Raw genomic sequence first — 23,517 nt, 5'->3', positions numbered from 1 at the left:
ATGCCGGTGACTCCTGCGTGCTCAGCTCCGGAGATGTCCGGCCGATGTGCGGATGTACGGCAGCTCCCTACGCCGCGGAAGGACTATCAACGTGCTGGTCCCGGTCCCGGTGGTCGCGCCCTCCGCCGGGGTGCGGTCCCTTCGCGCCAGCGCGCTGTGCGGCCTGCTGGTCCCCGCCGTGTCGGGCGTCTACCTCGCCGGGACGACGGGGGGTCCGCACCGCGCCGCGATGGTCGCGACGGTCGCCGCGATGGCCGTCACCGGGCTGCTCACCTACGTTGGTGCCGGCGCGGTGGAGCGGTCCGACCGGCGGGTCCCGGTCGAGCTGGTCGGCGCCGCAGCAACCATCGTCGGCGCCGCGTTCCTCGGCGTGCTCGACGGCGGCGTCGCCAGCCCGCTCGGTGCGCTGCTGCCGTTCTGCCTGGTCTTCTTCGCCGTCGCCACCCCACCGCGGAAGTTCGCCCCGATCGCCGCCGGCACGGCCCTGGCCTACTGGTTCGTCGCGCTGACAGGCGGGGAGGCGCCGCCCGGCTACGCGTGGGTCCGCAGCCTCGGCTACGGCCTCATCGCCTACCTGTGCCTGCGGCATCACGCGGCGCTCACCTCGCTGCGTCGGCGGCTCGCCCAGGTCTCCCGCGTCGACTCACTGACTGGCTGCCTCAACCGGCGTGGCTTCGACGAGCGCCTCGCCACCGAGCTCGCCCGGGCCGAGGCCACCGGCAGCCCCGTCACTCTGGTGCTCGCCGACCTCGACCGCTTCAAAGACGTCAACGACACCTACGGCCATCAGGCCGGCGACGACCTCCTCGCCTGGGCCGGCCGCACCCTCACCGACGGTGTACGCACCCACGACGCCGTCGGCCGCATCGGCGGAGACGAGTTCGCCGCGCTCCTGACCGACACCGGAACCGGTGACGCGCAGGCCGTGGTCAAGCGGCTCCGCGCCACGCTCGGCCCCGTCGCCCCCGCCAGCATCGGGTGCGCCTCCTATCCCGACGAGGCCGCCACCGCGGCCGAGCTGAAGATCCTGGCTGACCAGCGGGTCTACCAGGACAAGACGGCGCGGGTACGGCAGGTGCCGTCGTCCGGCGCCGTTGCCGCCGCCCGCGCCGCGCTCGAGCGCGGCGTCGAGGCCAAGGTGTCCCGCCGGGAGCGACGCCGTCATTCCACCGCCGACATGGGTCGGCTCGGCATCGCGGTCGGCTGGTCCGGTCTCGCGCAGGCACTGGTCTTCAGCACCGCCAACCCACGTCAGGCCGCGATGGCGGTGATCCTGGCCCTGGCCGGCGTGCTCGGCGCCCTGGTGATGCTCACCGCCGACCGTCTCAGCCGCTCCACCCGGCTGCGCCACTGGATGAACGCCTACGGGTTCACCATGTACGCGATGGCCACGACCGTGGTCGCGCTCGACGGCGGCGCGAGCTCGGCGATGGCCGCCGGCCTGCTCGCCGGGATGCCCCTGGTAGCGCTCAGCACCCCGCGCCGCATCGCGGTGCCGCTGCTCGCGGCCGCATCGCTGTCCTACCTCGGGCTCGCGACCTTCGTCGGGGCATCCAGCGCCTGGCACGTCGCCATGCAACTGGGCGGCACGCTCGCCGTCGCGACGGTCTGTGGCCGGCAGGGCGCCGTCGCCGGCCAGCAACGCAGGCTCCTCACCGCCCTGTCCCGCGTCGACGTCCTCACCGACACCCTCAACCGGCGCGGCTTCGAGGAACGCTTCACCGCGGCATGCGCCCTCGCCGCAACCACGGGCGCCCCGATCGCCTTGCTCATCTTCGACCTGAACGGCTTCAAACAGGTCAACGACCAACATGGGCACGCCGCCGGCGACGAACTCCTGCGTTGGGTCGCCCACACACTGCAGACCAATGTCGGTCCCGGCGACGTCGTCGGCCGGCTCGGCGGCGACGAGTTCGTCGTCCTGCTCACCCGGCCCAACCACGACAGCCCCGGCGCGCACACCGACCGGCGGGCTCCCCGGGCTGTCGCCGACTCGCTCCGCACGGCGCTGGCGCACCGCACCGCCGCGAGCGTCGGCACCGCGGTCTTCGGCCAGCACGGCACCGACTTCGACACCCTCTACGCTCACGCCGACCACGAGCTCTACGCGCAGAAGACACAGCGCCTACCCGCCGGAGCCCCTCCCACGACGCACGCACCGACGTACTGACTCGCCAGGTCTCAACCGTCGCGCCCTCCTGCGAAGGCCGCGACCTGCCGCCCCACGGCCTGCAAACCAGATCGATTCGCGCCCGGCCATCGCCCACCGCCGCACCGCCCACGGCGGGACAACTCCTAGGCCAGCTACACCGAAGACACGCTGACCCGGCCGACCAACAACACCGTGGTCGTGGCCGGGCTGCGACCGGGTGAACTCTCCTCGATGGACCTCGACGGCGACCAGTGCGGACCGTTACGTTGACTGCTCGGAGAAGCCAACGCGAACTGGACGCAAGCGGCGGCGACCGCAATCCTGGCGGTGATCGGTCTATGGCTCGCGAACAACTACCTCCGACAGGGTTGGGCTGAAGCTCGCCGAGCGTCGGATAGACGCGTACATGAGGCTTTGGGCGGTCGTGGCCGTCGCGTCACACCAGGTGGCTGAGCAAGCCCGCCCAAGGATTCGCGGGTGACCTCACTCCAAGATCGTTCTCGCGAATCCGGTGCGGCGGGTGCCGACCCGTGGTGGGTGTCCTGCATCAACGTCCCACAGAAGCCTGGAGATTCCGATAGCTGGGCCGGAATGGAGGTCTTGGACTTACCGTCAGTGTATGACTAGCTCGGCTGCCGCAGACGGTGACGAGGTCCGGTTCGTCCATGTGGGCCGTCAACCGATCTACGATCGCAGCGGTGACGTGATCGCCTACGAGTTGCTGTTTCGCGACACCTCGGACGCCGAGAACGCCTCACAAAGGTCCGCGCAGGCGACGAGCCGGGTGATCGTCGCCGCGTTCACCGAGTTCGGCCTGGCCGAGCTGGCAGGCTCCAAAGCCTGTTTTGTCAATGTGACCCGGGAGTTTCTCGTCGGCGACCTGCCCGTACCCTTCGACGCCAACCAGGCCGTCCTCGAGATCATCGAAACCGTTTCCGTGGACGACACGGTCGTCGCCGGTGTCCAGTCGCTGGTCGAACGAGGTTTTACCCTCGCACTGGACGACTTCGTGCGGGGCACCGGCAGTGAGCGACTGCTCGATCTGGTCACCTACGTCAAGATCGACATGTTGGACACCGAGGCGGACGAGACGGCCGAGACGGTGCGGCACTGCCGTAAGTTTCCCCATCTGCAGTTGATCGCTGAGCGGCTCGAGACAGAGGAGCAATTGCAGCGCGCGATGCATCTGGGTTTCGAATACTTCCAGGGCCATGTCCTCGGACGCCCGCACATATTGTCGAAGGCCTCACTGTCGCCGGCACGGCTCGGCCGCCTGCAGTTGATCGCCGCTCTGAGCGCCACCGAGCCGGATATCGACGAGATCATGAACCTGATCAGCCGTGATCCTGCGATCACCTTCCGGCTGTTGCAGGCGACGAACGCGGCCGCGTCCGGGCTGAGCGCCCGGGTGTCGTCCGTGCGTGACGCGGCCGTGCTGCTCGGGATGGCGACCGTGCGGCAATGGGTGACGCTGATGCTGTTCAGCGATCTCACCGAAGCCACCGAGGAACATCTGATGGAGACCTTGATCAGGGCACGGCTGTGTCAGCTCGTCGCAGACGAGGCAGGATTTGACGGCGGCGCCGCTTTCACCGTCGGGCTGTTGTCCGGAATTGCCGACCTGCTGGCCGAGCCGGCGGAGGATCTCATCTCGCAGCTGCCGTTGGCCGGTCCGGTCGCCGAAGCTCTGACCGACGGCATCGGCGATCTGGGGCAAGTTCTTTCCGTGGTGCGCGCCTACGAGCAGGGCGAGCCGGCTGCCGCCCTTGACATGGTCGGCATCGAAACCATGGTCGGCACCTACCTCTCCGCCGTCGGCTGGTCCAGGCGAACTCTGGACGGCGCTCTGGGCACAGCGGCGGCAGAACCGGATAGTGCAACCACGCCGTAGCGCACGACTCGGTCGCTTCGGCACAGAGCGCTGCCGTCTGCCGGCTTGCGAACGATCTGCGGCTCGAACGTGCCGGTGACATCGCGGGGCACCCGCACCTCGACTGAGCCGACATCGGTCAGCACCGTCTTGGCGCGGTGCCCGTTGCGGGAGTTGCCGCTGCCCTGGCCCCCGGGATCGTGCTTGTCGTAGCCGACGTGATCGGTGATCTCATCCTCGAGCGCAACTCCAGGACCCGCTTGGTCAGCCTCGGCAACAGCCCGCCCTCACCGGTCAGCTTCAGCCCGTCACCACCGGCCCGGTCGACCAGCAACATCGGCCCGAATATCGCCGCGCCCACTCAGTGCGCGTCGAGCGGCGCGAAGTCCGGGTCCGCCCCGTGCGGGAGGGTGACGCGTACCGCGGTGCCCTCGGTACGGCATCGGCCGGCCCACGTCTCGATGGCGCTGCGGGCGGCGATGTCGAGGTGAAACACCCGACTCAGGTCGACGTGCACGTGGCTGCCGCTGAGTGACTCCAGCTTCTCCAGCAGGTTCGGCAGTCGAAGGAACGTGGCGCTGCCGGTGAGGCGGAGCACCGTCCACTCCTCCTGCCGGTCCACACTCATCGACATGTGCGACATACTCCATGCCAGCTTGACCATGGTGGCGACCATGCCGATGACGACACCTTCGAGCAGGTCAGTGGCGATGATCGCGGCCGTGGTGAGATACGCGATCACTGCCTCGCCGACGTTCTGCCGCCGCATCGCGCGGAACTGCATCGGGTTCAGCAGCTTCCACCCGCTGTGCACCAGGATGGCGGCCAACACTGTGATCGGGATCAGCGAAAGAAGCCCGGGCGCGGCCAGGACGAAGAGAAGCATCCAGACCCCGTGCAGAATCCGGGAGAGCTTGGTCCGGGCGCCGGCGTGGACGTTGGCGGCGCTGCGCACGATGACCGCGGTCATCGGTAGCGCGCCGAGCAGACCGGAGGCCGCGTTGCCGGCGCCCTGGGCGACCAGCTCCACGTTGTAGTTCGTACGCGGGCCGGTGTGCATCCGGTCCACCGCTGAGGCGCTGAACAGACTCTCCGCCGAGGCGATCAGCGCGAAGGCGAAGATCATACCGACCAGGCCGGGGTCGGCCAGGTCGGTGAATATTCCCGCGGTCGGCAGCGAGACAGCGTCCAGCAGCGAGCCGACGGTGAGCTTGTTGACCGGCAGGTCGAACACGGCAACGAGCGAGGCGACCACGACGACCGCGGCGAGCGGCCCCGGCACCTTCCGGAGGAACTTCGGCGTGTACTTCCAGCAGACGATGATCAGTAGTCCGGCGATGCCGAGCACTGCCGCGGTGGCATAGCGCCGGTCGCCGGCGACGGTGCTGACCAGTTCCGGGATGCCGGCGAGGTTGGCCAGCGCTTGGCCCGGCGCCTTACGGTCGGCGAGCGGATACAGCTGGCCTACCAGGATGAGCAGTCCGATGCCCGCGAGCATGCCCTGCACTACGGAGAGGGTGATCGCCTGGAACCACCGGCCGATGCGGCAGATCCCCATGACTATCTGGACGATCCCGGCGCCGAGCACGATGGCGCCGAGCGCCCCCACCCCGTATTCCTGCACGGCGCCGAACACCAGCACCGTCAGTCCCGCTGCGGGTCCGGACACCTGAAGGCTGCTACCGGGCAGCATCCCGGCGACGATCCCGCCGACGATGCCGGTGATGACGCCCACCTCGGGACTCACACCCGAGGCCACGGCGACTCCGATGCAAAGCGGCAGGGCGACGAGAAACACGACGATCGAGGCGAGGAAGTCCTGCACGACCGTCCCCACGGTCACGGGGGTACGGCGGTCGCGCGGCCGGTGCCGTCCCGGGAAGCGGGCGGTCGAACGATCCGGGGCGGCGTACCCGCGATGGTCGGAGTGACTGGGGTCGCCGCCCCGACCCACGCCGAGGCCAATGCCCGGTGTACGGTCCACGACGGCCTGCCGGAACTGCGGGTTGTCCTGAGTCATGCCTATCCCGCCTACAGGGTCTGGAACCGGTCGCCAGCCCAGGCCTGAACCCGGCCGGTGGCGAGGTCGTAGAACCAGGCGGTCAGCGTGAGGCTGCCGTCCCGGACCCGGTCGCGAACCTCGGGATAGCGCCGGAGCCGTTCCATCTGGGTGACGGCGTGGTGCTGCCCGACGACCACGAGGCCCGGCTCGCCGGTCAGCGACGACCCGACCGAGGCGACGACGTCCCGGTGTTGCGCCAGCCAGCGGTGCAACGAGGGAAGGTGGACGAGGTCGTCGCCGTCCACGAGGGCCGCCACCGCACCGCAGTGGGAATGGCCGCAGACGACGATCTGCGACACCTCCAGCACGCTCACCGCGTACTCGATGGTCGCTGCCTCGCCGGACCGCTGTCTGCCGTCGTAGACCGGGACGATGTTGCCAGCGGTGCGCAGCTCGAAAAGGTCGCCCGGGGTCGCCTGGGTGATGTGCGCCGGCATCACCCGGGAGTCCGAGCACGAAATGAACAGCACCTCCGGACGCTGACCCGCGACGAGGGTCTGGAGGTCCCAGCCCTGCTGTTCGGCGCGCTGCCGAAAGCTGCGTGCGCTGTCGTTCAGGTTCCTCATCTTGTCCTCCGTACTCGATGCGGCGGGAAACGCCGCTCGGAATTGGCACCGACAGATGTGTAGGCAATACGTCCTGGACGCATCGACGCAAAACTAGGCAGATGAAGTTACCGGACGGTAGGAATCGTGCTTCAGATCACCGAAAGGTGATTCCTTTACTGTTTCTTATCTTTTCCTCAGATGTCTTGCATCACGTCCGGGTTTGCCATACGTCGCGCAGACCCCTGCTGACCAGGGGTTTCCCAAGAGATGGCCATGCTTTCGGCATGCCTGAGGCCAACCACTGATTTCATCAGAGGACATTTAACCTGGCAGCGACGACTCCGTTTCCCAAAATTTACGAAAAGGTTCCGGCCAATCTCGAGCACATCACAGGAGTGCGGTCCCTGCCGATCCGCATGCTCGCGTTCGACCGGTTCCTGCAGGTCCGTAAGGCTGCGGAAGCCGAGGCGGGATTCGGTGTCCGCCTGCTGATGTCCTTCGGGCTCGGCTGCGTCACCGGCCTGGCGATGGGCACCGCGACCGCCGGTGTCGAGCCGGCCGACGCGGGTGCCGCCGGGGCGGCGGTCAACGCCATGCAGCAGGTCGGTGGGTCGCTCGGCACCGCGCTGCTCTGATGGCACTGCCATTCCTCGGCCCCGACGCCGTCACCGACTCCGGTGCCGCGTACGCGCTGCCCAAGCGGGCCAACCACCTGCGCGTGCAGGCCGCCGCCGTCGCCTGGGGCGAACGCGGCGCCCGGGTCAACTCGATCAGCCCCGGGATCATCCTCACCCCCTTGGCCAAGGAGGAGATGTCCGGTCCCGGCGCCGCCGGCTACCAAGCAATGATCAAGAACTCGGCATCCGGTCGGGTCGGCACCACCGACGAGGTCGCCACCGCCGCCGCCTACTCCTGGAAGCCGGCTTCGTCACCGGCAGCGACCTGCTCATCGACGGCGGCGTCATCGACGCCATGAACGCCGGCCGGCTCGGGCTCAGCCAATGAGCCCCACCAGCGCCGACGGCCCGCCACCACCGAACTCGACCGCGCCGACGCCCACGATGCCCACACCAGGACGCAGCCGCCGAGCCGGCATCTCCATCGCCGCACTCACCATCGTGGCCGCTCTCCGGCGACTTCACCTACCACGACATCCAGGAGAAGAACGTCGCCATCAACGTGGACGGCAACACCGCAACCCTCGTCGGCAGAGCCGCCGTCACCGTCACGATCGGCGGCTCCAAAGGCACCTGGAACCCATGACCCCCAGCCCGGTGATGTTGGCGTTTCTGTACGTCAAGCGCTGTATTTGAAGCTCACTCAAATATCAAGTGTTCAGGCCTCGCGCGCTGTCGTGCTTAGCGTGTGGTCCCATATGGTCCCCAGCTCGGCTCTCGCCAGCCCGACCGACAGGCTGATTATCTGGCGGTTTCCAAGACCGTGCTCGACAAGGGCGTGGCCAGGAAACGCCCGCACAGGCTTGCTCGTTGGGATTGGTCCGTTGATCATTCGTCGTCAGGGATCAGAGCACAGGCGAAGCCGGCAAAGCCGTTGTGGATGTAACGCTTCCATTGGCCCGGCGGGAAGAGTGACGATTGCGGGTGCACCTGGACAGCAAGGAACGCCTGCACCGCTGTCGTCATAAATCGTCAAGCAACAAGGAACCATCGCCATGAACCACAGAAACATGGCCCTATGGCCGTTGAGTTGCAAGGTTCGACCTAACGGACGAGGAGAGCATGCCCGAGCTGCACTGACGTGTTGAAAGCGCCATCACAGTGACAGGTGATGCTGGATGTGACAGATGTGATCCTTAGGCTTCGCAGCCTTCTGAGAGGAGACTCAGCCATGGCCTTTTCCGGCAATCGCTGAGTGTTGGGCAGCGGCGACACAGGTGTTATGGTCTCGCCCGGCCAAAAGGCCTCGCACCATTCATTGCAGTGTCGCGGTAACGTCCGGCATATCGGAAAGCGTTTTACGTCCTCGTATGCTGTTCGACGCCCGACCGTTCGTACCCTATCGGAGAGGGAAGACATGATTTTCGGCCGCTACGGTCGGCGAAAGGCGGCAGCGGCCGTCGTTGCCGCGATATCCGTTGTCTCGATGCTCGAGGTGGCGCTGCCGAATCCCGCGCACGCAGCGAGCTACTGCCACACGCAGAAGTCCGGGTTCGGGCCCGACCGCCCGATCAACTACGCGATCCTGCACGGCACGCCAGTGACCCTGATGAGCGACTCAGCCAACGCCTCGGCGTACGTCAATGCCGAGCTGAAGCCAGGCGACGTGCTGTCCATCGACCGCTCCAACTTCGAGGTGCGCGGTCCCAGATCCGACCACAATTGGCCGAGCAACGACGACGTGGCCAGAATCGGCGGCACATGGGACTACTGCGAGACGTTCGCAGGTAGCGCTTATGGCTGGATGTCCACGCCCCGCATCGACGGCGCGCACCGGGCGGTACGTGGCTGCTTGCGACGCAACGGGGAGGTGCGCTGCCAGGACATCTGGTACGCCGACAACGACGACGACAGGACCGATTGGTTCCCGTCGCCTGGCGCGCCAAGCGACCCCGACTACCTGGCCGTGCCGCGGGCCAGCTATCCCGCCAGTACGTCCGTGACGTATTCCAGCCCGGCGCCGGTGGCATTCCAGGCCAACACCAGCTTCCTGTACCACCGTGACTCGGCCGGCCGCAGCGTCAACACCCAGTACGGAATGATGACAGGCACCAGCCCCGCGACCTCCGACGGTCAGGTCGCGTTCCAAGCGAACACGAGTTTCCTCTACACCCGCAGCGCCAGTGGCGTCATGACCAACACCGGCTACGGGATGATGGCCGGCACCAGCCCGGCGATCTCCGGCGGTCAGGTCGCCTTCCAGGCCAACACCGGGTTCCTGTGGACCCGTAACACCGCCACCGGCGCGACCTTCGACACCCGACTGGGCATGATGCGCGGCACCAGCCCATCGATCGCCGGCAACACCAGCAGCTGGCGCATCGCCATGCAGGCCAACACCACCTTCTTCTACACCCGCGACTCCAACGGCGCGATCGTGAACACCGGCTACGGCATGATGCCCGGCACCAGCCCGTCCATCACCAAGCTGTCCAACGGCGGCTACGCCATCGCGTTCCAAGCCAATACCGGCTTCCTCTGGGTGATCGACAGCAGTGGCAGGGCAACCGACACCCGCTACGGCATGATGGCCGGCACCAGCCCGGCGATCAGCGCCTCGGGCACCGGCTTCACGGTGGCGTTCCAGGCCAACACCGGCATGCTCTGGACCCGTAGCAGCACCGGGGCGGCCCAGGACACCGGCTACGGGATGATGGCCGGCACCAGCCCCGCCATCCGCGGCTCCCGGATCGTGTTTCAGGCAAACACCAGCTTCCTATACGTACGCGACGGCTCCGCACAGGCCGTGAACACCGGCTACGGCATGATGCGCGGCGCGAGCCCCGCCGTCTAACCTCGAGACCCGAAGCCGCCCCGGCCACCCTCGGCCGGGGCGGCTTCACGCTGTCCGGCGACATCCAGCACCTCAGCGTGGCGGCTCTCTGTCGGTCGGTACGCATGCTCGATGGCGGATGCGGATGCCCAACGCGCATAGTGCAGGGCACTCTCACGTCGAGCACTACAGCTAGTCCCGCGAGCGCCGCGGCGTCAGCGACGCCGCACCCTTGACCAGCGGTCAAGGTGCGCCACCGGTCCCCAGGAACACGAAGAAGGCTGGCCCAAGCTCCGTACCAGCCTTCTGAACTGCGGAACACACTGTCGGGCTGACAGGACTTGAACCTGCGGCCCCTTGACCCCCAGCACGTTGGGGTGAACGTTTCCGCACGTCACGCACGATGTTAGGCGTTCGGCACCTCTCCCCTGGTGCACGTCAAAGCATGGGCGTGCGCAGCGTGCGGTCCCCAGCCACCCGCGTGTGGACCGGCTCAGTACGCGAAAACGCCGTGAGCGGGGGTGGGGCCCCCGCCCACGGCGTGGTGTTTCGCGACGGTGGTCGTCAGCGAGCCGACGTCTCGTCTCCGGGCGTCACCAGGACGATCCGGCGACGGCGTGCGCTGAGCAGCAGAAGCCCGCCCACGGCGACCACGGCGATGCCCGCGCCGCCCAGCAGAGCGGTCTGCATGCCGGTGACGGCAAGCTCGCCGGTGTTGTCGGCACCGCCGGTTCCGCCTGTCACGTTGCCGCCGGCACTGCCGCCCGCCCCGTTGTCACCACCGCCGCCGCTGGTCTTACCGACGAAGACCACGAACTGGTCAGCGTTGTCGCTCTTGTCGACCTCCGGCAGCGCGGTACCGGTCTTGACGGGGCGAGCCTGCTCGATCGGAGCCTCTGCGGCCTTCTCGCCGACGATGCCCTCGGGTAGCTCCGTCACGGCCTCGGGTGCGACGGGTCCGGCCGCGGCGCCAGCGTCGCCGATGATCGCCTTCACCTTCACCGTGCCGGTGAGGTCCTTCGGCGACGGCGCGTCAGCCGCGACCTTGATGTCGGTTGCACCGGCGATGGCCGAGAAGATCTGGTCGTCGTCGGCCACGTCCTGGTCCACCGGCACCAGCGGAAGCTCGTCGTACCTGCACGTGGCCACGGTCTTCGCAGCGTCGTAGGCACAGCCGTCGAGTTCCTCGGCGAAACTGACGTACTCCGGCAGATGGATGTCGAAGTGGAAACCCTCGACGGCCACATCGCCCTGATTGCCGACCTCGAACGTCAGTTCGGCGACGCTACCGGGCGCCACCAGCTTCTTGCCGCCGTTGTTGTCCGATGCCACATCCGCGGCGACGGCGTACAGGTCCGGCCCGCTGACACCGACCTCGACATCGACGCCACGAGCGGTGACGTTGTTGCCTTCCTTGTTGTCAATGCCCTCGTGCGCCACCGCGGCGAACAGCTTGCCGGCCGCGCCGGTGCCGCCCTTGCGGGTCAGCTTGATCGGCAGATCGAGCGACTCGCCGGAGGCGATGTCGCCGATGATGCACACGAAGCTCTTGCCCTCGTTCTCGCAGGACTCGGCGTCCGGCACCTCGAGCTGGACTTTGCTGCTGTCCAGATCGTCGTTGGCGAAGTAGATGGCCGTACCGACGGCGGTGTTCGGCCCGTGGTTCTTGATCGTCGCCTTGACGAACTTGCCCGAACTCGTTGCCGCGACCTTCGTGCCGGTGATCGTCAGCTGCAGATCCGCGACGTTGTCAGCCGCACGGGCCGGGGCGCCGAACGCGGCGAATGCACCGGCGGCCAGCGTCGACGCAGCCGCGGCGCGAACCAAGAGGTTGAAGCGAGAGTTCATGTGTCCCCCGTGTCGGGTGGCATTGACCGCCGCACGATAATCAGCAACGCGGTCCACCGCTACACCCGCGAAGCAAGTCTGGTCCGCTATGTCAGCTTCGGGTGGATAAGGTTCCTCAATCTTGAGGTTTGCGATCGTCACGGGTCGTGCACCGTCAGCATCTGATGACGGCCCGCCGGACCGTACCGTCGGCCCATGGACGTCCTTCGCTGACATGTTCCTCATGGGGTAGCTTCCAGCGAACGACAACGCCAAGGATCGGCTCGACCAGCAGCTCCGGGTTGAGGTTGGCGAGCGCGTCGGCGAGGCACCACTGCCGGGGCGGCCAGGCCTGCGCCTTCATCTGCCGTCGGGGTCGGCGAGCGCTGCGCGGACGAGGGTTATCGCGAAGGCGCGCAGGTCGGATCGGGACATCCGGCGTTGGCCTGGTCCGGTCAGCTGGTCCAGCACCACACCGTCGATGCAGCTCACGAACCAGGCGGCGGTCGATGCGGGCTGGGCGCAGTTCTGGGTCTCGAGCATGGCAGCCATGGCCACCCTCAGCCTGTCTCCCGCGTCGAGCAGTTCCGCCGCCAGCTCCGGGCGCCGGCGCGAGTGCAGGAGCAGTTCGTAGCGGGCCAGGTGGCGGTGCGCGTCAACGGTGATCCAGTGCCACATCAGGTCGGCGCCCATGTCCGCGAGTTGGTCGGCGGTCATCGCACGATCGGCGATGCCGGTAGCCGCAATCTCGAGCAGGTCGATCTCGACCAGGCGTCGCACGCACGCGGTCACGAGGTCATCGCGCTTGCGGAAGTAGTAGCTGGTCGATCCGGCCGGCAGTCCGACCTCGGCGTCGACCGCTCGGTGCGTCAGGCCGCGGAGTCCTTCCCGCGCGATCAACCGCAGTCCGGCGTCCGCGATCGCTGACAGTCGCTCAGTTGACATGCCGTCACTCTACAGAGGTAGAGTCGACTCTACAGAGGTAGAGTTCTTAGGCGGAGGGCGATTTGATGATCGTTCAAGACAGGTTGCGTCGTCGCGAGAGGACGGCAGCGCGCGTCGGTGGGTGGGCCTTCGTGCTGACCGGAGTCGGTCACGTCACCCTGGCGAGCCTCCTGACGTCCACAGGTGACGTGCTCGCTGTCGAGCGCCAGATGCAGCAGGCGCGCTTCCCCATGACCCCGAGTCACAGCGTCGCCGACCTCATGCAGGGCTTCAGCGTCGCCATGTCCATTCTGCTGGTGGCCGTGGGTGCATCGATACTGCTCATGACGCGCCGCGGCCGGGCCGCAGAGCAGGCGCAACTCGCCCTCATGCTCGCGCTGTCCCTCGCGCTGCTGATCACGGCGCTGCTGCTGCTACCTGCTCCCCCGATCGTCCTCATGACCATCTCATCCGTAGCGTTCGCGGTAGCGCTGGATGCGTCGCGTCGTGCGCACACCTCGAGCTCTCGCGGTGCCAGTCCGACAACGGCAGAACGGTAGCCGGTCAACCTGCCCCGCCCATCAGCACAAGCACGGGCAGCAGCGGGCTGCGGCAGACGAGGACCAGAATGACGGCGGTCATCCGACGCCCTCCCGTCGATACCGGCACGCCGGCATTCCTGACAACGTGTCGTGGGGGTATCGAAGCCACCGGGCGAGTTTCGACATCGCCGATATCGCGAGATTGCTCTCCGCGCCGAGTTCACCGCACCGTGGCAGCCCCGCGGGCCAGGCGGGCGGCCCGCTCCCGCAGGTATCGCTGCTCCGGGATGCTGAGCGTCTGCCGCGCGGCGATCTCGTACTGGGCGCGGGCCGCCTCCCGGTCGCCGGTCTCCTCGAGCAGGTACCCACGTACGGCGTGGGTGCGGTAGTGCCCGACGAGAGCCGGGACCTGCTCGGCGCGGGCCAGCTCGCCGAGTCCCCGATCCGGCCCGTACGTCATGGCGACCGCGACGACCCGGTTGAGGGTGACCATCGGGCCGGGCGCGAGCCGCTGGAGGATGTTGTAGAGGCCGAGGATCTGCGCCCAGTCGGTGTCGGCGGCGTCGGCCGCCTCGTCGTGTATGGCGGCGATCGCCGCCTGCACCTGGTAGGGACCCAGCGGCGCGTGTTCCAGGGTGCGGGTGATCAGCCGGACGCCCTCCTCGATGAGGGCCCGGTCCCACCGGTGGCGATCCTGTTCCGCGAGCGGCACCGTGCTGCCGTCGGGCGCGGTACGCGCCGGTCGGCGGGCGTCGGTGAGCAGCATCAGCGCCAGCAGTCCGGCCACCTCCCCGTCACCGGGCAGCAGATGGTGCATCTGGCGGGTCAGCCGGATCGCCTCGGTGGTGAGGTCGGCGCGGCTCAGTGCCGGTCCGGAGCTGGCCGTGTATCCCTCGTTGAAGATCAGGTAGAGGACCTGCAGAACGGTGGCGACCCGGGCAGCCCGTTCCGAGGGCGCCGGCATGGAGAAGGTCACGCCGTCGGCCTTGATCCGCTGTTTGGCCCGGCTGATCCGCTGCGCCACCGTGGGTTCGGGCACCAGCAGCGCCCGGGCCACCTCGGCGGTGGTGAGCCCGCCGACGGCGCGAAGGGTGAGCGCGATCTGCGAGGCCCGCGACAGCGACGGGTGGCAGCAGAGGAGAAACAGCGTCAGGGTGTCGTCGACCTCGCCGCCCGTCCCGGTGTCCACAGGGGCGAGAGCGGCGGCGGTCTCCTCCCGCCGTCTGCGGGCGACGTCGTTGCGCCACAGCTCGATCCAGCGGCGCGACGCGACAGTCGTCAGCCACCCCTCGGGGTTGGCCGGGATGCCCTCCACCGGCCACTGCATCGCGGCGGCCAGCAACGCCTCCTGCACGGCATCCTCGCACATGCCGAAGTTGCCGTGTCGTCGGATCAGCGTGGCGAGTACGACCGGTGCGCACTCGCGGAGCACGTTCTCCATACCGTGAGATGCCCGTCCGGTCGCTGTCACATCTCCGTCGCGCCGCGCGCCAGCACCGGCCGCACCTCGACCAGGCCCATGGCGGCTTCCGGGATTCGTGCGGCGTGCTCGACCGCCCGGTCGATGTTCTCGCACTCGACCAGGTAGAAGCCGACGAGGTATTCCTTCACCTCGGCGAACGGGCCGTCGCTGCTCACCGGGCGGCCGTCACGCACGCTGACCGTCTTGGACTTCGCCGGGTCGGCGAGCGCCTCCATGACGATGAACTCCCCGGATTCGGACAGATCTTCGACGAGCGACATGTGGGCCTGCATGCCCTCCGCCCGCTCAGCACCGGACAAGCCCTCCCAGATCTGCCTGGTCTGCTCGTTGTTGTAGATCAGGATCAAGTACTTCACGAACCCTCCGGGCAAGTTCCAAGAAGTTTCTGCGAGGTGATGTCGAGAACCGCTGCCCCGGCTTCGACACGGATACGAGACACGGCCCGCAGGGCCTTCGTAGCTGAGGAGTTCACCGTGGACCCAGCCACTGTATCGACACCACAGGAGACCCTGCCCCGCGCCACCGAGCCGGATCCCCGGCGGTGGAAGGCATCGCCCTGCTGTTCCAGGACAGCACCGAGCGAATCAAGGCGCTCAGCATCTGGGGCGGCATCAGCGGCCTCGCCGGCGTACTCGGCGTCGTGATCTCCGGGCGGCGGGCTCGCGTACCTGCCCGGACAGCTCGTACGCCGGTGGCGTGCTGCCCGGCATGCTCGTGTTCGGCCTGTTCGCCGGCATGGTCGGCCCGGCCATCGCCAACGCGGCCCTGCACGAGGTCACCGGCCAGGACGCCGGCCTCGCCTCGGGCGTGCAGCAGGCGGTGCAGCAGGTCGGTAGCGGCCTGGGTCTCGCGGTGCTAATGATGCTGGCACTGCGGCACTCGGGCGGCGACGCCGCCTCGCTGGACAACGCCGCTCTGACGGACGGGTACGTGCTGGCCTTCCGGGTGGCCGCCGGCGTACTGATCGTCGCCGCCGTGCTGGTGCTCACCCTGATGGAGCGGGTCTCCTCGCAACCGCGCATGGCACACGCCGAGGTCTGATGGCCCGTGCCCCGAGTGCGCCGCACCGGCGTGATCCCCTCAGCCCCGGACCACCCGGGCATCCCGCGACCTGATCTCACCCCTCGAACACCCATGTTGGTTCCATCGCAGAGAGAAGAGAACGATGCGCAAGATCTTCATGTTCAACCGGATGTCCATCGACGGCGCGTACGCGGCCGCCGACGGGAACATGAACTGGTTCGTCCAGGACCCCGAGGTCGACATGGCGATCCACGCCATGATGCAGCCCGACACGGTGCTGTTCGGACGTAGCACGTACCAGCTGTTCGAAGCGGTCTGGCCGGCCATGGCCGACAACCCGCACGCCCCCGAGGGCGCGCGCATGATGGCCCGGGAACTCAACGAGATGACCAAGGTGGTGTTCAGCTCCACCCTGGACAAGCTCGAGTGGGTGAACTCGCGGCTCGCCGAGCAGGACCTGCTCTCCGAGGTCAAGAGCCTGCGGGAGAGCGACGGCGGTGACGTGGTGATCTTCGGCAGCGGCACGATCGTGCAGCAGCTGTCGCAGGCGCGACTGATCGACGACTACCTCATCGCGCTCACCCCGGTCACCCTGGGCAACGGCAAGCCGCTCTTCAAGGACGTCGAAGGCGTTCGTCTCGAGCTCGTCGAGGCCCGCACCTTCGCCAGCGGCAACGTACTGCTGCACCACCGCGCCGCTCAGTAGCTGCCCGGCGCTCGCAGCAGGGGCCCGGCCTGACCCGGCTTCCCCCGGGCCGGTCCGGCCGGGCCCATCCCGCGCGGCACAAGTCCGCAGCATGGAAGATGCCGCCACACCTTCCGCTCAGTACCGTCATCAACAGGTCTGAACTGCACAAACCCGCCATCGGAAGGACGGGCATGGAACTGCAGAGCGAGCCGGTCCGCTTCACATCCAGTCCGCCGATCAGCTCGGTCATCCACGGCTCGCGCGCCACCGAGTCCGGTCCGATGATCCGCATCGCGCTCAGGGTGGTGACGAGCATGGCCATCGCGAGAATGCGGCAGGCCTCATCCTCATCAGCGCCGGTCAGCTCGCGGACCGTGCGGTAGATCCGGGCGAGACAGCCGCGCACCGTCGGCCGGATGGCCGGGTCGGCGCCGGCCACGAAACCGTGCAGCAGAACCGCGACAGATACCCGCTCGGCCAGCAGATCGTCGTAGGCGGCACCGAGTCGCTCCGCATCGGCACGCTCGGCGGCGGAGTCGCGCAAGCACTGCTCCACCCGGTCGGTGGCGCGGGTGAGGGCGGCCAGGAACAGCGCCTGCTTCGAGCCGGCGAGCCGGATCACGTACGGCTGCGAGACGCCGGCCAACCGGACCACCCGATCTGCGGTGGTACCGGCACAGCCGCCCCGGGCGAAGGCAGCGACCGCGGCAGTCAGCAGCCGCTCGTGGCGCTCTCCGGCGGTCAGGCGGGTTCTGGTCAATCGTCGCTCCTGCGCAGCCGCGCCCGGAACACCCGGCGCACGATCGCGGGGCGCAGCAGCCGGGTCGGCGGGTCCACGAGGTTGAGCACGCGCAGGAAGGCGGCTCCGAGCACGGCGTCGGTGCGGGCGGCCGCGTGAAGCCGGTGCACGTACGCATTGATCAGCCGTACCCGCGGCGAGCGCGGCCCTGGCACCTCCGGGAAGCGCAAGTCCGTGCCGACCGCAATGGACCACGGGCCGTCGATCAGCTTCCCCGCGCCGCGGAAGAAGCGCCGTGCCAGCCGATCCGGGCCGCCTTGCAGGAGCGAGCGCAGCAGCAGTCCCTCGGTGGCGGCGACCGTCATGCCCTGGCCGTACAAAGGGTTGAAACTGCAGATGGCGTCGCCGACCACCAGATAGCCGAGCGGGAAGCGGCGCAGTCGCTCATAGCGCCGGCGCACGCTCGCCGGAAAGCGCATCCGTGCCGGACTGCCCACGGGGGCAGCGTCGCGCACCAACCGGCTGATCACCGGCATGCCCAGGGACTCGGCGAACCGCGTGAAGCCCTCGTCGTCCAGCGGAGGCTGCTCACCGAGCATCCCGCTGAGCGCCACCGCGAAGCGGCCGTCCTCCTGCGCAGCGACGATGCCGGTGCGTGGGCGGCCGGGCACGGCATTGGTCAGCGCGCCGAGCAGACCGCCGAGATGCCGGGCGTCGCGCTCGTAGGTACGGGTGACGTAGGTGACGTCGACAGGGACCCGCTGCTCCGCTGGGGCCGGGTAACCGAGTTCGGCCAGCCACACCGGGCTGCGCGACGCCCGGCCGCAGGCGTCGACCACCAGGTCGGCGTGGAGGCGATACTCGGTGCCGGTGCGCAGCGTCGCAAGCACACCGGTGATCCGGCTGCGGTCGTCGGTGTGCAACAGCGCGGTCGCCTCGGCGGGCGGGAAGAAACGGACGTTCGCCAGTTTCCGTACCCGGGCGCGCACCGTGGCTTCCAGCAGCGGGCGGCTGATCCCCACACCGATCAGGTCCGAAGCGGCTCGGCGCATCGGGTAGCCGTCATTGCACCAGTGCACCTGATTGTGCAGGTCGACCTGCGGCGCGCCGGCGGCGCTCAATTCGTCGCTGAGGCCGTCAAAGAGCTCAACGAGCGCTCGCCGGCCTTGCGCCAGCAGCACGTGCAGTTGGCGGGACTGCGGGACCCCCCTCCGCGCCGCTGCCGTCTCGGGCAACGTGTCCCGGTCGATGATCGTGACCGTGTCGTACGCATCGCTCAGCACCCGAGCGGCAATCAGCCCGGCCATGCTGGCGCCGAGCACCACGGCGTTGCCTGCGGAGACCATGGCCGAGACTCTAGGCGTGCGGAGCGTGCCTGTCGTCTTGCGGCATGCGCACCCTGGCAGCCTCCGGCACGAATTCGCCGGCGTGACACCGGCCCGGACAGGCGACCGTGCTCACGGCATCGATACGTCAAGCGGAGCGCGGGTCGTTTCTTCACGGACGACCTGCCCCGCCAGGCCGTCCAGAATGAGCGTGAGGCCACATCGGACGCTGCGTCGTGATCGATCCTCGGCACGTCGGCTGCAGGGCCGGCGGCCGGACCAACCGCGAGATCGCCGACCGGCTCGTCGTCTCGGTCGGCACCGCAGAGAGCCACCTGGGCCGGGTGTACCACAAACTCGGCGTCCGTCCGCCGTTCGCCGACACCTGGATCTGACAATCCCTGGCTCACCAATCGCGGGTGGGGGCGCGTCTCTTCGGCAGCCGATTCCACACCGCCACGAACCCCGGCGGGAACTCCTGCACCGGCAGCGAATGCGCCCACCGTTTGCCCTCCCAGCCCCACCAGCCGTCTGTCAGCGCGCCGGCGCGGCACATGCCGGCGAGGAGCCCGGCCCGATAGCGGATCAAGTGCATAGCCAGTTGGGCGGCTCCCTCGGTCACCGTCCACCCGGACTGCCAGCCGTGGAGACCGCAGGCCGGGGTGGGGGCGGCGTCGACAACGAGCCGGTCCAGCCACGCCAGCCAGGCCTGCGCCGCCGACGTGGTGTGCGGCCGCGAGGCCAGGTGCAGGTACCAGGCGGCTGGCAGCCACCACGGGCCATCGGACGTCCTCGACCATCGAAACAATGCGCCGTAGTGGTACTCGGTCGGCGGGGCGAACCAGTACGGCTGGGCAAGCGCGCCGATCAGCACCTCCACTCCGTACTGCGGCACCGGCCCGGTCACGGTCAGCAGCTCGCGCAGCCGTGCCCACACCGCCGCCCGCGCCGGGAAGCCGTACTGCTCCGGACCAGGCAGCAGGGCGCGGTGCGCGTCGGTCAGAGTGAAGTCTTCGGTCACCACCGGCAACGGGACCGAGGCCTGGAACCCGGCCAGGTCCAGGACGCCCACGTTGGCCTTGTACGGCCGGTATGCCACCACGTCGCCGTGCACCAGCAGATCGTCGTCGATCTCGCGTAACTCCATCCGATCGCCGACCAACCGCAGCGCGATGGTGTCGTGCTTCTCGGTGTAGATCACCAGCAGGGCGTCGCCGTGCAAGCGCATCAGGTGCACATCGCACTCGAAGTACGGGTTGTAGGTCGGCACGTCGACAGTGACCAGATCACCGTCCTCACCCTTGACGTGCAGGAAGAGGTCGACCGGAAGACGGCCGTCCGAGTCCGGCCGGCCCGCCCTGTACTCGACCCAGGCGACGCGCTCGCCATAGACGACGCCGGCGAGAACCCGGACGCGGGTGCCGGTTTGGTGGCCGGAGTCGCTCGGCTGCGACTCCTGGAAGGGGCCATCGTTGCCCAGAGCGACGCCGATGGCGCCCGCGGACGCGACCGCCTGCACGACAACGACGTCGACGACTCCGACGAGGAGTACCTGCTGCTCAGCTGGCCCGCTCCACCGATGCCACACCTGATCGTCAGAGCTACCGACCGGACCGGCTACGGCCTACGCATGTCCGCCCTCACCGCACCCATCCAGACGCAACCCAACCCACCTACGCCCGAAGACGAACGCCAAGCCGCCATCGAGGCCGTTCTCCGCAAGGCCCTCGAAGACAACATCTGAGAGCGAAGAGGGCAGCCGCCGACACGGCGCCGCGTCGAGCGTCTCGCGGTGTACGTCGCGCATCCACCGGCGCAATACCGGCAGCGCTGGTCGTCACGGATACCAGATGAAGCAAGCCGCCGGACACTCCGAAGTATCCCGTGCGCCGCGCTGTTCCGGCCGCGCTGTTCCGGCCGCGCTGTTCCGGCCGCGTTGGTTGTAGCCAACAGATGTGCGGCAGCCGATGCGGACGAAGCACCATACGGCGGCTACTGCTTCCAACACGGTCTCTTTGATTGGTGGTGATCATCGTGACGTGCGAAGGTCGGTCTCGTTCGACGGGCATGAGCGCATCCGTTGAGATTTCTGTAGGGGTCTTCTCTCGGGCTGCCAGGTAGGGCGAGCGTTCAACGGAATATGGGTCGGCGACGGACGCGATACTGGCGAGGCCAAAGGTCAACAGCCAGACAGCACAGGCTTACCATCAGTCGCCTCGACGGTATATGTCATGGGTGCTACTGGAGACGGCGATGCGCTTGGTGGCGGGTCGAATGAGATGGTGAACACCGCCTCTGCGCCATCGACGTCTTTGACCAGGCATGACACGCCGCGCTGGAAAGCGAGCGACGGTGCTATCTCCGGGGGTATGGCGGGCGAGGCGTTGCGCCAGCCGTCTTTCATCAGCTCGTCCCAGTAGAAGGAGCGGATGTCGGGTTCCGCTAACGTGCTGCGGTAGCGCTGAGCGGCGTAGGGAGCGATCGCATCCCCGGAGTCGTCTTCTCCGCAGCCCGAGTAGGCGTCGGCGGCTTCGGTGGATGAAGGACGCGCCTGCAGGATCGGAAGCCGGGCCAGGACTTCTACTCGCTGTTCTTCGCGGTCCGAACAGCGCACGTGTCCCGGTTCGCCGCAGCCGGCGAGCACGCAAGCGGCGAGCGTGGCGACCATCGAGCATGCGGCGGCGTTGACGCGGGACCGGGGGATCATGACGGCAGTATGAATCATGGCACGGCGCCAAGGGTCCCTAACTGCCCTCAGCACCGTCCGTACCCGGTCCAGTTGATCAGTCGGCGCCAGCAGATCGGGACGCAGGCGGTTTGATCTTCTTGTCGATGACGACGAGCTCGTGGATCAGTTCGAGGCGAGCCAGCGGCGGGTCGTGCCGACCACGGAGCGGAGACGGACGGTGTTGAATAGAGCGCGGGCCTGCTGAGCTGAGAAGTCCTTCTTCGCGTCGCCGGGCACCAGTTCGAGCCGCAGGTGATGCAAGTGGGAGACCACTTCGGTGCGGGCGCGGCCGAGCTGGTCGACGGCGGTCGACGAGCAGGCGTAACGCGCCCATGGTGTCGTCGGTGACAACGCGTCGTAGGCCTTCGGCGCGAAGGGCGACTACGGCGACGCTGTGAGACTGGAATTCGGGCCGCCCGACTGAGGCCAGTGGTGACCGCCGGCATCGGGCCCGGCTTGGTCGCAGCGAAGGGCAACTTCCCGAGCAGGGTGAGGCTGTCACCGTCGAAGCGGAAGCCTCCGGTCGGCCCGAGTGGGTCACAGCGAAGCCCCGGCGGCGACCGTCCTGGGAAGTCGGCAGGTTCCGCCGGGGCTCCTGGTGGTTTACGCAGGGATTCAGCGCCCGTGCGCGTCGGTGCGCGGGTTGGTGTCGCTGCTGCGGCTCCCCGCGCGATGACCTGAGCTACCGCCGCCGGGCGGCTCGTGGTCGGGCTCGCCAGGCTCGAGGAGTCCCGATTGCCGAACCTACTCGCACCATCTGCCGACGCGGTCGGGGGACGCGAGCCGCACGAACGTCACGCTGATGCGCGACGTGCCCGGCGTTCACGTCACCGGTGCATACGCCTGATGTCCTGTCGAACCGGTGCGGACGACCCGATCCCAGGTGCATCAAGGTGAGGGCGCGGCAGGTGGTCGGCCGCTCAGCCCAGCAACTGATGGCCGCTGGTCGGCTCGCGGCGCGGCTGGTTGTTGAGCGCGTGCCGGATGATGGACGACTGTCGGTAGACCTCCTCGCGCACCCGGTTGATCTCGCCGAGGGGACGGTGTTCCTCGCGCACCCGCCAGGGGGTGATGGAGGTGGTGTCCGCGATGGCGAGGTTGTCGTCCGAGGAGATGTCCTGGCGCGGAATGTCGATGCGCGCCACGGTCACGAACGGCGAGAGCCGTTCGGGCCACTCGCGCGAGGTGTTCTCCACCGGCATGAGGTCGAGATCGGTGCAGAGCTGGGCTTGCAGCTCGAAGCTGTGGGCGCGCTCGCCCAACTCCGCAACGAGCGTGTTGCGGTAGGCCTCGGGATCGGCGGCCACGTCCACGGTCGGGTGGGTCACGCCGGCCGCGGAGGTCTGGGTGGGGATCGCCCGGATCTTGGCAATGTAGTCGCCGTGCCGGAACGCACCCATGCTCCAGTACGTGTACAGCATCAGGTTCTTGCGCGGAATCGAGGTGAACGACAGCATCGACAGCAGCTCGTCCCAGAGCCATGTGTCCGGTGAGAGAACCCCGGCGCGGGTCACGAAGTCGTGCAGCCACGCTCGGCGGGTCTCCGGGGACACCAGGGCGTCGGGGAGTTGCGCGAACAGTGGTTCGATGACCAGATAGTCCTTCACCGTGTTGCAGAAGAAGGTGGTGTTGTTGATCAGGTTGTAGTCGAATGTGGTGTCGTCCGCTTCGTCGGCCAGCAGCGACCGTCCGGGCACGCCGAACATCTTGATTCCCATGCCGCACGCGGGGCCGAGGAACGGGTCCGCGCGCAAGTGGCCCAGCCCGTTGGAGTAGCGCACGACGGCCTCGAAGGTGCCCGGCGTGGCATAGATGCCCTGGGCGTACTCGGGCTCCACCTCGGGGATCGTGACGACCGCCCGGGCCAGGCCGTACGTCTTGCCGTGGGCGGTGCGCACCGCCCGACCGGCCTTCTGCCTCTCGACCGAGTCCCGCGTGCGTTGCGCCACCATGCCGACCAGATGGGCCAGTTCCTCGGCGAAGTCGGCCGGAACGTGCTGGGGGTACTCGTCGTACTTGACGAACCTCATGCTGCCTCTCCTGTCCTGATGCCGGAGTCCCGTCCGAGGTCGGAAACGTGCGGATGCGAGAGCCACCCGACTCCTCGGACGAAGCGGATCACCGCCCACCAGAAAGATAGTGCGGCATTAAATTGT

Annotated in this window: 22 protein-coding genes and 1 pseudogene; 10 read left to right on the top strand and 13 right to left on the bottom strand. The window is 68.1% G+C overall.

Annotated elements, in window-relative coordinates; genetic code table 11:
- Positions 1–91 precede the first annotated feature (91 nt).
- The gene (locus EDD30_RS41655; protein ID WP_071808374.1) at positions 92–2,170 is read left to right on the top strand and encodes a GGDEF domain-containing protein; all 2,079 of its coding nucleotides are present in this window, start codon (positions 92–94) and stop codon (positions 2,168–2,170) included.
- Positions 2,171–2,771: 601 nt separating this feature from the next.
- Entirely contained in the window at positions 2,772–4,043 is a 1,272-nt protein-coding gene (locus EDD30_RS33070; protein WP_071808373.1) for an EAL and HDOD domain-containing protein, read from the top strand.
- 44 nt (positions 4,044–4,087) lie between these two features.
- Here EDD30_RS33070 and EDD30_RS33065 read toward each other — a convergent pair.
- From EDD30_RS33065 to EDD30_RS33055, 3 genes and pseudogenes are all read right to left on the bottom strand, one after another.
- Positions 4,088–4,353 (bottom strand): annotated as a pseudogene (locus tag EDD30_RS33065) (transposase); the annotation flags it as partial.
- Positions 4,354–4,383: 30 nt separating this feature from the next.
- The gene (locus tag EDD30_RS33060; protein ID WP_084557155.1) at positions 4,384–6,042 is read right to left on the bottom strand and encodes a SulP family inorganic anion transporter; all 1,659 of its coding nucleotides are present in this window, start codon (positions 6,040–6,042) and stop codon (positions 4,384–4,386) included.
- 11 nt (positions 6,043–6,053) lie between these two features.
- Entirely contained in the window at positions 6,054–6,650 is a 597-nt protein-coding gene (locus tag EDD30_RS33055; RefSeq protein ID WP_071808372.1) for a carbonic anhydrase, read from the bottom strand.
- A gap of 377 nt (positions 6,651–7,027) precedes the next feature.
- On the opposite strand from EDD30_RS33055, the gene EDD30_RS33050 reads away from it, so the two are divergent.
- The 3 genes from EDD30_RS33050 (at position 7,028) to EDD30_RS39510 (ending at position 10,103) form a co-directional block, all read left to right on the top strand.
- Entirely contained in the window at positions 7,028–7,267 is a 240-nt protein-coding gene (locus tag EDD30_RS33050; RefSeq protein WP_071808371.1) for a hypothetical protein, read from the top strand.
- Positions 7,267–7,608 carry an SDR family oxidoreductase gene (locus tag EDD30_RS33045; RefSeq protein WP_071808370.1) on the top strand — a complete coding sequence of 114 codons (342 nt, stop codon included), beginning with the start codon at positions 7,267–7,269 and terminating at the stop codon, positions 7,606–7,608. The genes EDD30_RS33050 and EDD30_RS33045 overlap by 1 nt, the downstream gene beginning before the upstream one ends.
- A gap of 923 nt (positions 7,609–8,531) precedes the next feature.
- Positions 8,532–10,103: a serine-rich family protein gene (locus EDD30_RS39510; protein WP_170208298.1), complete on the top strand. Its 1,572-nt coding sequence runs from the start codon at positions 8,532–8,534 to the stop codon at positions 10,101–10,103.
- A 543-nt stretch (positions 10,104–10,646) separates the two neighbouring features.
- On the opposite strand, the gene EDD30_RS33040 is transcribed toward EDD30_RS39510, so the two are convergent.
- Both EDD30_RS33040 and EDD30_RS33030 read right to left on the bottom strand, forming a co-directional pair.
- Positions 10,647–12,146, bottom strand: coding sequence for a hypothetical protein (locus tag EDD30_RS33040; protein WP_148088175.1), 1,500 nt, complete (start codon positions 12,144–12,146; stop codon positions 10,647–10,649).
- A 123-nt stretch (positions 12,147–12,269) separates the two neighbouring features.
- Complete coding sequence (locus EDD30_RS33030) at positions 12,270–12,854, bottom strand: TetR/AcrR family transcriptional regulator (protein WP_071808366.1); 585 nt, start codon at positions 12,852–12,854, stop codon at positions 12,270–12,272.
- Positions 12,855–12,919: 65 nt separating this feature from the next.
- Between EDD30_RS33030 and EDD30_RS33025 the strand changes: the two genes are divergently transcribed.
- On the top strand, positions 12,920–13,393 hold the full coding sequence (locus EDD30_RS33025; protein WP_071808365.1) for an LIC_13387 family protein: 474 nt from the start codon (positions 12,920–12,922) through the stop codon (positions 13,391–13,393).
- Positions 13,394–13,595: 202 nt separating this feature from the next.
- On the opposite strand, the gene EDD30_RS33020 is transcribed toward EDD30_RS33025, so the two are convergent.
- Both EDD30_RS33020 and EDD30_RS33015 read right to left on the bottom strand, forming a co-directional pair.
- Positions 13,596–14,816 carry an RNA polymerase sigma factor gene (locus EDD30_RS33020; protein WP_071808364.1) on the bottom strand — a complete coding sequence of 407 codons (1,221 nt, stop codon included), beginning with the start codon at positions 14,814–14,816 and terminating at the stop codon, positions 13,596–13,598.
- A gap of 26 nt (positions 14,817–14,842) precedes the next feature.
- Positions 14,843–15,214 carry a YciI family protein gene (locus EDD30_RS33015; protein WP_071808363.1) on the bottom strand — a complete coding sequence of 124 codons (372 nt, stop codon included), beginning with the start codon at positions 15,212–15,214 and terminating at the stop codon, positions 14,843–14,845.
- Positions 15,215–15,554: 340 nt separating this feature from the next.
- On the opposite strand from EDD30_RS33015, the gene EDD30_RS33010 reads away from it, so the two are divergent.
- On the top strand, positions 15,555–15,899 hold the full coding sequence (locus EDD30_RS33010) for a PucC family protein (RefSeq protein ID WP_071808362.1): 345 nt from the start codon (positions 15,555–15,557) through the stop codon (positions 15,897–15,899).
- Between the two features lie 124 nt (positions 15,900–16,023).
- On the top strand, positions 16,024–16,587 hold the full coding sequence (locus EDD30_RS33005; RefSeq protein ID WP_071808361.1) for a dihydrofolate reductase family protein: 564 nt from the start codon (positions 16,024–16,026) through the stop codon (positions 16,585–16,587).
- Here EDD30_RS33005 and EDD30_RS40095 read toward each other — a convergent pair.
- Both EDD30_RS40095 and EDD30_RS32995 read right to left on the bottom strand, forming a co-directional pair.
- Entirely contained in the window at positions 16,496–17,329 is an 834-nt protein-coding gene (locus EDD30_RS40095; protein WP_071808360.1) for a TetR/AcrR family transcriptional regulator, read from the bottom strand. The genes EDD30_RS33005 and EDD30_RS40095 overlap by 92 nt on opposite strands.
- A complete protein-coding gene (locus EDD30_RS32995) occupies positions 17,326–18,654 on the bottom strand; it encodes an FAD-dependent monooxygenase (RefSeq protein ID WP_071808359.1) in 1,329 nt (442 codons plus the stop codon). The genes EDD30_RS40095 and EDD30_RS32995 overlap by 4 nt, the downstream gene beginning before the upstream one ends.
- A 215-nt stretch (positions 18,655–18,869) precedes the next feature.
- On the opposite strand from EDD30_RS32995, the gene EDD30_RS32990 reads away from it, so the two are divergent.
- Positions 18,870–19,028 carry a helix-turn-helix domain-containing protein gene (locus tag EDD30_RS32990; RefSeq protein WP_211277958.1) on the top strand — a complete coding sequence of 53 codons (159 nt, stop codon included), beginning with the start codon at positions 18,870–18,872 and terminating at the stop codon, positions 19,026–19,028.
- Between the two features lie 11 nt (positions 19,029–19,039).
- On the opposite strand, the gene EDD30_RS32985 is transcribed toward EDD30_RS32990, so the two are convergent.
- A complete protein-coding gene (locus EDD30_RS32985; RefSeq protein WP_071808358.1) occupies positions 19,040–20,152 on the bottom strand; it encodes a hypothetical protein in 1,113 nt (370 codons plus the stop codon).
- Positions 20,153–20,212: 60 nt separating this feature from the next.
- Between EDD30_RS32985 and EDD30_RS39505 the strand changes: the two genes are divergently transcribed.
- On the top strand, positions 20,213–20,377 hold the full coding sequence (locus EDD30_RS39505; protein ID WP_170047590.1) for a hypothetical protein: 165 nt from the start codon (positions 20,213–20,215) through the stop codon (positions 20,375–20,377).
- Between the two features lie 435 nt (positions 20,378–20,812).
- Here EDD30_RS39505 and EDD30_RS38535 read toward each other — a convergent pair whose 3' ends face one another.
- The 3 genes from EDD30_RS38535 to EDD30_RS32975 form a co-directional block, all read right to left on the bottom strand.
- Entirely contained in the window at positions 20,813–21,340 is a 528-nt protein-coding gene (locus EDD30_RS38535) for a hypothetical protein (RefSeq protein WP_143162937.1), read from the bottom strand.
- A gap of 144 nt (positions 21,341–21,484) precedes the next feature.
- The gene (locus tag EDD30_RS32980; protein WP_071808357.1) at positions 21,485–21,712 is read right to left on the bottom strand and encodes a hypothetical protein; all 228 of its coding nucleotides are present in this window, start codon (positions 21,710–21,712) and stop codon (positions 21,485–21,487) included.
- A gap of 569 nt (positions 21,713–22,281) precedes the next feature.
- Complete coding sequence (locus EDD30_RS32975; RefSeq protein ID WP_071808356.1) at positions 22,282–23,391, bottom strand: catalase family protein; 1,110 nt, start codon at positions 23,389–23,391, stop codon at positions 22,282–22,284.
- Between the last annotated feature and the right edge of the window lie 126 nt (positions 23,392–23,517).

The organism is Couchioplanes caeruleus, assembly GCF_003751945.1.
Taxonomy (GTDB): domain Bacteria; phylum Actinomycetota; class Actinomycetes; order Mycobacteriales; family Micromonosporaceae; genus Actinoplanes; species Actinoplanes caeruleus.
This window is presented reverse-complemented; position numbering and strand designations above follow the sequence as displayed.